The organism is Candidatus Contendobacter odensis Run_B_J11 (assembly GCF_000531125.1).
In the GTDB taxonomy this organism is placed as follows: Bacteria; Pseudomonadota; Gammaproteobacteria; order Competibacterales; family Competibacteraceae; genus Contendibacter; species Contendibacter odensensis.
Genome location: NZ_CBTK010000271.1, coordinates 21,532 through 30,691, shown reverse-complemented (window position 1 = coordinate 30,691; position 9,160 = coordinate 21,532). Strand labels below are relative to the sequence as shown.

The 9,160-nt window shown below is 60.4% G+C and carries 5 protein-coding genes and 1 pseudogene; 2 read left to right on the top strand and 4 right to left on the bottom strand.

The window, feature by feature from the left end:
- A pseudogene (locus BN874_RS16660) lies at positions 1–303 on the bottom strand (helix-turn-helix domain-containing protein); the annotation flags it as partial.
- A 200-nt stretch (positions 304–503) separates the two neighbouring features.
- Positions 504–1,931, bottom strand: coding sequence for a DegQ family serine endoprotease (locus BN874_RS16655; protein WP_034435371.1), 1,428 nt, complete (start codon positions 1,929–1,931; stop codon positions 504–506).
- Between the two features lie 222 nt (positions 1,932–2,153).
- Here BN874_RS16655 and BN874_RS16650 point away from each other — a divergent pair, with 222 nt between their 5' ends.
- Positions 2,154–3,326, top strand: coding sequence for a PilT/PilU family type 4a pilus ATPase (locus tag BN874_RS16650; RefSeq protein WP_034435368.1), 1,173 nt, complete (start codon positions 2,154–2,156; stop codon positions 3,324–3,326).
- A 35-nt stretch (positions 3,327–3,361) separates the two neighbouring features.
- On the opposite strand, the gene recG is transcribed toward BN874_RS16650, so the two are convergent.
- On the bottom strand, positions 3,362–5,470 hold the full coding sequence (gene recG, locus BN874_RS16645) for an ATP-dependent DNA helicase RecG (RefSeq protein WP_051497956.1): 2,109 nt from the start codon (positions 5,468–5,470) through the stop codon (positions 3,362–3,364).
- Between the two features lie 10 nt (positions 5,471–5,480).
- On the bottom strand, positions 5,481–5,867 hold the full coding sequence (locus BN874_RS16640; RefSeq protein WP_034435367.1) for a Rid family detoxifying hydrolase: 387 nt from the start codon (positions 5,865–5,867) through the stop codon (positions 5,481–5,483).
- Between the two features lie 170 nt (positions 5,868–6,037).
- Here BN874_RS16640 and BN874_RS16635 point away from each other — a divergent pair, with 170 nt between their 5' ends.
- Positions 6,038–8,764, top strand: coding sequence for a cation-transporting P-type ATPase (locus BN874_RS16635; protein ID WP_034435366.1), 2,727 nt, complete (start codon positions 6,038–6,040; stop codon positions 8,762–8,764).
- Positions 8,765–9,160 lie beyond the last annotated feature (396 nt).

Genomic DNA, 9,160 nt, shown 5'->3' with positions numbered 1-9,160 from the left:
TGCCTCCTGGGCGCCATCCCGCTTGCGAGACTGCCGGCCCGTGGGCTTCTGGCGGAACAGCGCCGCCGGGAGGCCCTCCTCCACGAACGCTTGGCGCACTCGGTACCCCGTGGAGGCTCCACATTCCAAGGCCTCGGCCATCCGCTCATCGTCCCAGCCCGGCCCGCCCGCGCCCGCATCGGCCTTGAGCAAAATACGCGCGTGGCTCAGCACAGACGCCGCCCGTTTCCCGGTGCGGATCAGATCATCCAGTTCGGCGCGTTCCTCGGCAGTCAAACGGACCACATATTTGGGCAGCGGCATGGTCAGACTCCTCGTCAGGGGGGACTCCTACAGGAAAACCCACCCGCTACTTGAAGTCAACTCAGCCCGGTTGGAGCAGTAGGTTTTAAACCTGTTCGCAACGTAGCCGGTTGGGTACGGCTTGGGCTGGTCAACCCAGACTTGCGGTTTCATCCACCACAAGCCTCGCCCTTTAGGGCGGAGTGATTGACGGGCTGCGGTTATTCCTTGTCGGGTAGGCGTACCGCAAGATAAAGAGTCTCATTTTCACGCCGCACCAGCAGCGGGATCGCTTTACCTTTGGGGAGTTCCTTGGCCAGTTCAACAAACTGGTTGGCGTTTTTCACCGGGTTATGATTGAGTTGCAGGATAATATCGTCGGGATACAGGCCGGCGTTGGCAGCCGGCCCCTCGTCCAGCGTAGTGACCAGAACCCCCTGTTCCTCCATACCCAGAGTGCGACGCTGTTCGTTGCTGAGGTCGGCAACAATAATTTTCAGGCGCGGGTCGTTGTGTTCATCCATGGTGGATACGACTTCCGGGGCGGTTTCCAGCCGGGCGATCGTGGCCTTGATTTCCAGCGGCTCGCCATTACGCAGGATAGACATCGCCACCGTCTTGCCCACTGGGGTGACCCCGATCATGCGCGGTAGTTGCGAAGAGTCCTCGACCGGTTCGCCGCCGTAACGCAGGATGATGTCGCCCTGTTTGAAGCCGGCGCTGGCCGCCGGGCTGTCCGGCAGAATCTGCGCCACCAGCGCCCCGCGCGGACGGTCCAGCCGGAACGCCTCGGCCAGATCGTTGTTGACGGCTTGCAACAGGATGCCCAGCCAGCCGCGAGTGACTTCGCCGGTTGCCTTCATCTGCTCAACGACCTGCATCGCCAGCTTGATGGGAATGGCGAACGACAACCCCATATAGCCGCCGGTGCTGCTATAGATTTGCGAATTGATGCCGACCACCTCGCCGCGCAGGTTGAACAGCGGCCCGCCGGAGCTGCCGGGGTTGACCGCGACATCGCTCTGGATGAACGGCACGTAGGTGCCGCTGGGCAGGTTGCGGCCCACCGCGCTGACGATACCCTGAGTGGCGGTTTGCTCCAGTCCGAACGGCGAGCCGATGGCCAGCACCCACTCGCCCACCTCCAGCGCGTCGGAATCGCCAATTTTCACCGCCGGCAGGTTTTCTCCATCGATCTTGAGCAGCGCCACGTCGGTCAGATCGTCCGCGCCAATTACCTTGGCCGGTCGTTCCCGCTGGTCGCTGAGCCGGACAATGATCTTATCAGCGTCGCGAGCGACATGGGCATTGGTCAGGATGTAGCCATCCGGCGAAAGGATGAAACCCGATCCCAGGGAATTGGCTTGGCCACTGGGCAATTCCGGGCGTTCCTGGAAGAAGCGCTTGAAAAATTCCAGGTAAGGGTTCTCGGAGCCGGGTTGTTCCGGCAGGGCATAAGGGCGTTTTGCAGCTTTCCGGGCGGGTGCCTGAGTGGTGCTGATATTGACCACGGTGGGTTCGTTCTGCTTGACCAGTTTGCGAAAATCTGGAAGGTTTTGCATCTCAGCGAGACGCGCCGGCGGGGCGGCCATACCGCAGAGCGGTAGCAACAGCGCCAATAATTGAAGTATACGGTGGGGATAGCGCATGACAGCGATCATCTCCTGAATCGGTGGGGCGAAAACTGAATGAAGATGTGATTATGCCCGTAACCGCCCAGCGTCGGTGCAGTGTGCGCAGTATAAAATAGGGGCAGGACTCGGAGAAAACCGAGCGGGTGGCGAAAGGTGAATCCGGCGGGAATCGGTGGCCGGATCAGCTATCGCTATCGGGCGTAGGTGAACGTGAGCCAACGAATAAGGCGCAAAAGTATGGAACACATTCCGGAACCGGTTGTAAACGATCACGACAAAGCAACCCAGTATCTCTATGAACTGGCAATCAAACTACTGCAATTGAAAGGATCAGACATTTTCATCACCGCCGGCAGTCCAGCCGCGCTCAAGGTCAATCAGGATATTCACCGGGTGGGCGGCCAGAAACTGATGCCCCAACAGACTGCCCTACTGGTGCGTTCGATTATGAACGACCGCCAGGCGCGAGATTATGACCAGCATCACGAAATCAATTTTTCGCTGAACCTGCCCGATCTCGCCCGCTTTCGGGTCAGCGCCTTCACCCAGCGTGGCAGCGCCGGGATGGTGTTACGGTTGATCCAGCAGCAGATTCCGACGATTGAGGAACTCCACCTGCCGCAGATCCTCAAGGACATTGCCATGCACAAGCGCGGGCTGGTGATTTTTGTGGGCGGCACCGGTTGCGGCAAGACCACATCGCTGGCGGCGATGGTGGATCACCGTAATAGCCACTGTCGGGAGCATATCGTCACCGTCGAAGATCCCATCGAGTTTTTCCATCGCCACAAACAATCGCTGGTGGACCAGCGCGAGGTCGGTGTGGATACCGAATCCTACGAGGCGGCGCTGAAAAACACCTTGCGGCAGGCGCCGAATGTGATCCTGATCGGTGAGGTTCGAGATCGGGAAACCATGCAGCAGGCGCTCAATTTCGCCGAGACCGGCCATCTCTGTCTGACCACGCTGCACGCCAATAATACCGACCAGGCGTTTGATCGCATTGTCAATTTCTTCCCGGAAGAAAAGCGGGCGCAGGTGCTGATGGATTTGTCGTTCAACGTCAGAGCCTTTATCTCGCAACGGTTGCTGCCGCGTGAGGATCAGTCTTCGCTGATTCCGGCGGTGGAAGTGCTGCTCAACACCCCGCTGATGGCGGAGTTGATTTTTCAGGGCCGGGTCAAGGAGATCAAGAGCGTCATGGCCCGCTCCAGTGAACAGGGCATCATCACCTTCGATGATGCCCTGTTTAATCTGTATGAGGCCGGACGCATCAGCTATGAAACCACCATCCGTCACGCCGATTCCGCCAATAATCTGCGGTTGCGGATCAAGCTGGAAAGTCAGCGACCGCAACCACGCATAGCCAGCGAGACGCTCCATCTGGAGGAGGATAACAAGCGGCGCTGAGCCATCTCAGGCGTCGGCAGCTTCGCCCACCTTGGCTACACCTCGCCGTAATGGACCCCGGCGCCGATCCAGCGCCGGATCAGCAGTTCCACCCGATCCGGATCGTCGCGCAGCAGTTCGTCGGCAGCATGGCGGACCGCGTTCAGCAGATCCTGATCGCGCAGCAGATCGGCAACCCGCAACGTCTGCTCGCCGGTCTGACGGGTGCCGAGTACCTCGCCGGGGCCGCGCAGTTCCAAATCGCGGCGGGCGATCTCAAAGCCGTCGTGGCATTCCCGCAGCACCGCCAGGCGGGCGTGAGCCACGGCGGACAGCGGTGGGCGGTACAGCAGTACACAATGACTCGCTGCTGCGCCGCGCCCAACCCGGCCCCGCAACTGATGCAACTGCGCCAGTCCCAGCCGTTCGGCATTTTCAATAATCATCAGGCTGGCATTGGGCACGTCTACTCCTACCTCGATCACGGTGGTAGCGACCAGCAAATCGAGATTACCGGCCTTGAACGCGGTCATTGCCGCTTCCTTGTGAGCGGCGGACAGCCGGCCATGCGCCAGGCCAATCCGCAATTCCGGCAGGATTTCGGTCAGGTGTTCGACCGTGACCGCCGCCGCCTGGCATTGCAGCGCCTCGGATTCGTCAATCAGTGGACATACCCAATACGCCTGCTGACCGCTCCGGCACGCTTGGCGGATCCGCTCAATCACTGCATCGCGACGATGGTCGGGCACCACAACGGTTTTCACCGGCTGTCGGCCCGGCGGCAGTTCGTCCAGGGTCGAGGTGTCCAGATCAGCGTAAGCGCTCATCGCCAGAGTGCGCGGGATCGGGGTAGCGGTCATGATGAGCTGATGCGGGCAATGCCCGCGCTGCCGGCCCTTCTCACGCAGCGCCAACCGCTGATGAACACCGAAACGGTGCTGTTCGTCCACAATCGCCAGCGCCAGGTTGGCAAAGGTGACGGCCTCCTGAAACAGCGCGTGGGTGCCCACCGCGACGTGAATTTCACCGGCGGCGAGTCGTTCCAGCAGGGTCCGCCGCGCTCGCCCGGTGAGTCGTCCGGTCAGCCAGGCCACTTCAATACCCAGCGGTTGCAGCCAGTCGCGGAAGTTACGGTAGTGCTGCTCGGCCAGCAGTTCGGTAGGAGCCATTAACGCTGCCTGTGCCCCAATCTCCACCGCCCGCAGCGCCACGGTGGCGGCCACCACCGTTTTTCCAGAGCCGACATCGCCTTGGAGCAACCGCAGCATCGGGCGGGATTGGGCGATATCGGCAGCAATTTCCGCCAACACCCGCTGTTGGGCACCAGTGAGGGTAAACGGCAGCCGATCCACAAACTGCTGACTTAGCCCACCCTCACCAGCCAGCGGTGGCGCGGCCTGTTGTTGTACCCGCTGGCGCAGCCGCCGCAGACTGAGTTGATGAGCCAGCAGTTCCTCGAAGGCCAGCCGCCGCCGGGCTGGATGACGGCCGCTGTCCAGTTCAGCCAGCGCCACATCCGTCGGCGGTTGGTGCAGCAGCCGTACTGATTCAGCCATAGGCAGCAACTTCAACTGCGCCCGTAGCGCCAGCGGCAGCAGTTCCGGCAGCAGCGCTGCTGTATCCAGTTGCATCAGCGCCTGTTCGACCAGACCGCGCAAGGTGAATTGTTGCAAGCCGGCGGTAGCGGGATAAATCGGGGTCAGGCAGTCGGCTACCGCCGTTTCCTCTACGCCGATCCGGCGGCATTCGGGATGGATGATTTCCAGGCCGCCGGTATAACCCGACCGCACTTCGCCGAAACAACGCAGCCAGACGCCGGGCTGGCTGAACAGTTGTTCCTGAGCCGGGCTGAAATGGAAAAAGCGCAGAGTGAGGACGCCGGTGCTGTCGCGCAGGTGGCAGAGTAGAAAACGCCGACTGCGCCCCGTCACTTCGGCACCGGTGATCTCTGCTTCGATCTGCGCTTCCTCGCCGGGATGCAATTGGCTGATAGGGGTGATGCGGCTGCGATCCTGATAGCGTAGCGGCAGGTGCAGCAGCACATCTTCGGCGGTGCGGATGCCCAGCCGGTGCAGCCGTTCGGCCAGCTTTGGTCCGACGCCTTTCAAGGCGGTGACCGGTAGCAGCGCCGGTTCCGGTAGCAGGGGTCGCGCCAGGCGCTGCATAGCGATGCGCTTAACCTTCCAACACCAGCACCGCGTCCATCTCAACCTGCGCGTCACGCGGTAAAGCAGCGACGCCTATCGCGGCGCGAGCCGGATACGGTGGCAGGAAATACTCCGCCATGATCTGATTGACCAGGGCGAAATGACTGAGATCAGTCAGGAACACATTAAGCTTGACCGTATCGGCCAGATTGCCGCCGGCGGCACCGGCCACAGCGGCCAAATTGTCGAACACCCGGCGGATTTGCGTGTCCATGCCGCCATTCACCAGTTGCAGAGTGGCCGGATCGAGTGGAATTTGCCCGGACAGGTAAACGGTGGCGCCGACCTTGACCGCTTGGGAATAGGTGCCGATAGCGGCGGGGGCTTGGTCGGTCTGAATGATTTCACGCGGCATGATCGAAGGCTCCTGACAAATTTCCCCGGCAGAGGATGGAAAGTAGAGGGGTGAAAAGTCGTTGGCGAAAGATTATACCCACTCTGGGAGAGCAATAAGTTCGCTCATGTTGGTAACTTGATACTGATTTGCCAATCTATCCGGCACCATAACCTCAGAGAATATCACCCATGAATGCAGCCTCATCTCAATCCTCCCCACTTTGGCACTCCCTATCTTCAGAACAGGTTCTACACGAACTAAGTACTGCACCCGGTGGCTTGAGCACCGACGAAGCGGCGCGGCGGCTGGCCATCCACGGTCCCAACCAACTGAGTCCGCCGCAACAACGCGGGTCTCTGCTGCGTTTTCTGCTGCAATTCCATAACGTCCTGATCTATGTGCTATTGGTTTCAGCGGCAATTACCGCGACCTTGGGCCACGCCGTAGATACCGCTGTCATTATCGGCGTCGTGGTGATCAACGCCATCGTCGGTTTCGTGCAGGAAGGCAAGGCTGAATCGGCACTGGCGGCGATCCGCAAGATGCTGTCGCTCAAAGCGATGGTGCTGCGCGATGGTCAGCGCCACGAAATGGCCGCCGAAGCCCTGGTTCCCGGTGATTGGGTGTTCTTGCAATCAGGCGACAAGGCGCCGGCTGATTTACGCCTGATCGAAATTAAGAATCTGCGGATTCAGGAAGCGGTGCTGACCGGCGAGGCCGAAGCGGTCGAAAAATCCATTGCGCCGGTCTCCGCTGAAGCGGCTATCGGTGACCGCAGCGACATAGCGTATTCCGGCACTCTGGTCAGTTACGGTCAGGGCCTTGGCGTGGTAGTCGCCACCGGCGAAGCCACTGAAATTGGCCGGATCAGCACCTTGCTGGAACAGGTGGAGCAAATCGAGACGCCGCTGCTGCGACAAATGGCTCAGTTTGGACGCTGGCTCAGCGCGGCGATTGTAGCTGCTGCAATAGTGACTTTCGTAGCTGGAGTTTTCTGGCGCGGTCAGTCCGCAGAAGAGATGTTCATGGCGGCGGTGGCGCTGGTGGTCGCGGCGATTCCCGAAGGACTGCCGGCCATAATGACTATCATTCTGGCGATTGGCGTTCAGCGCATGGCCCGGCGCAACGCCATCATCCGGCGGTTGCCCGCAGTGGAAACGCTGGGCGCGGTTACGGTCATCTGCTCGGACAAGACCGGCACCCTGACCCGCAATGAAATGACGGTGCAGCGCGTTATTAGCCCTGAGCGTACCCTTACCGTCAGTGGCGTCGGCTATGCGCCGGTCGGCGGGTTCACGGTGGACGGGGTTGTGGTGGCGTCCGAAGCGGCGGCAGACTTGCTGGCCATCGCTCGCGCCGGGCAGTTGTGCAACGACGCGGTGTTGCGCGAACAGGACGGCGATTGGCAGATGGAAGGCGATCCCACCGAAGGCGCGTTATTAACCTTGGCGGTTAAGGCGGGCCTCGATCCGGCAGCAGAAACGGCGCAGTTTCGGCGCACCGACAGCATCCCCTTTGAATCACAACACCGGTTCATGGCGACCTTGCATCACGATCATCATGGGCATGGCTTCATTCACGTCAAGGGTGCGCCAGAACGAATTTTGACCATGTGTACCCATGAGCAGGACGCTACTGGACTGCAACCGCTTCGGGCCGATTACTGGCACGGCCAGATCGAGGAACTGGCGGCGCTGGGTCAGCGGGTGCTGGCGGTGGCATTCCGCACCACGGTGGAAACCCGCAGCGAACTGGATTTTGAGGATGTCGAGGACGGCTTAATTCTGTTGGGGCTGATGGGTATCAGTGATCCGCCGCGTGAAGAAGCGATTCGTGCGGTGCAGCAAACCCGTCAGGCGGGCATTCGAGTCAAGATGATCACTGGCGATCACGGTGCTACCGCACGCGCGATTGCCACTCAACTGGGCATCGGCGACGGGCGGGCGGTGTTGACCGGATCGGAACTGGAAGCATTGGACGATGCGGCGTTGCAGGCGATAGTGTGGGACGTTGATGTCTACGCCCGCGCCAGTCCCGAACATAAATTACGCTTGGTTGCGGCGCTGCAAGCCAATCATCAAGTGGTGGCGATGACCGGCGACGGTGTCAATGACGCTCCTGCACTCAAGCGTGCTGATGTTGGCGTGGCGATGGGGCTGAAAGGCACCGAAGCCGCCAAGGAAGCGTCGGCCATGGTGCTGGCCGACGACAATTTTGCCTCTATCGCTCATGCGGTGGAGGAAGGCCGCACCGTTTATGATAATTTGCGTAAGGCTATTGTGTTTACTCTGCCTACCAACGGTGCCGAGGCGCTGGTGATCGTGGCCTCCATTCTGTTCGGGTTCACCCTCCCCATTACCCCGGTACAGATTCTGTGGATCAATATGGTAACGGCGGTGACGCTATCCCTGGCCTTGGCGCTCGAACCGGCCGAAGCGAACGTGATGCAGCGCCCGCCGCGCAATTCCAGTGAACCGCTGCTGTCCGGCTTCATGCTGTGGCGAATCGCGTTCGTATCGGTGTTACTGGTGATCGCGCCATTGAGCCTGTTCCACTACGAAATGGCGCAGGAGGAATTGACGTTGGACGCGGCGCGCACCGTGGCGGTGAACGCGCTGGTGATGGGTGAGATTTTCTACCTGTTCAACAGCCGCTATCTCTACGATTCAGTACTGTCGCGCCAAGGGTTGTTCGGCAGTCGTTATGTCCTCGCCACCATCAGTATTCTGCTGGTGCTGCAACTGGCTTTTACCTACTTTCCGCCGATGCAGCGCTTAATGGGCACAGCACCGATGAGCGCCGGCAGTTGGATCAGCGTGATGCTGGCCGGCGTGGCGGTATTGCTACTGGTGGAATTAGAAAAAGCGGTTTGGCGCAGATGGCGGAGTACAGCGACGAGACCCAGATCGGTTTGAAGCCTAATCGAGCTGGTTAGGCCATGCGCGAAAAAGCGGAGGATAGTATGTTTGACATCCTCCCCGCCCCCCGCCTACGCGGGGGCAGGCTCTGAAGGACGGGGATTCCTGATTTCACAATCAGGGTTTTCTGCTTCGTTGAGGAGTGCCCAGAGGAGCTAAGGCTTGGTTTTCGCCGATTCGATTCCCCGGAGTGGGGAGTCTTACGCGGTTCGAGCCGCAGCCGGAAACTCCCCCAGGTCTCACTTCCTCTCCACAGACTTCACCTTCCGCCTGCCCGGCGGTAGGTCTTGAATAGGAGACCTTGAAGAGGCTACCCAAAAACGCGGCGCTGAACCAGTCCCCCTGCGGGGAACTGCCGCGCCGTCCGCTCTCCCTCCCCGGCCTAAAGGCCGG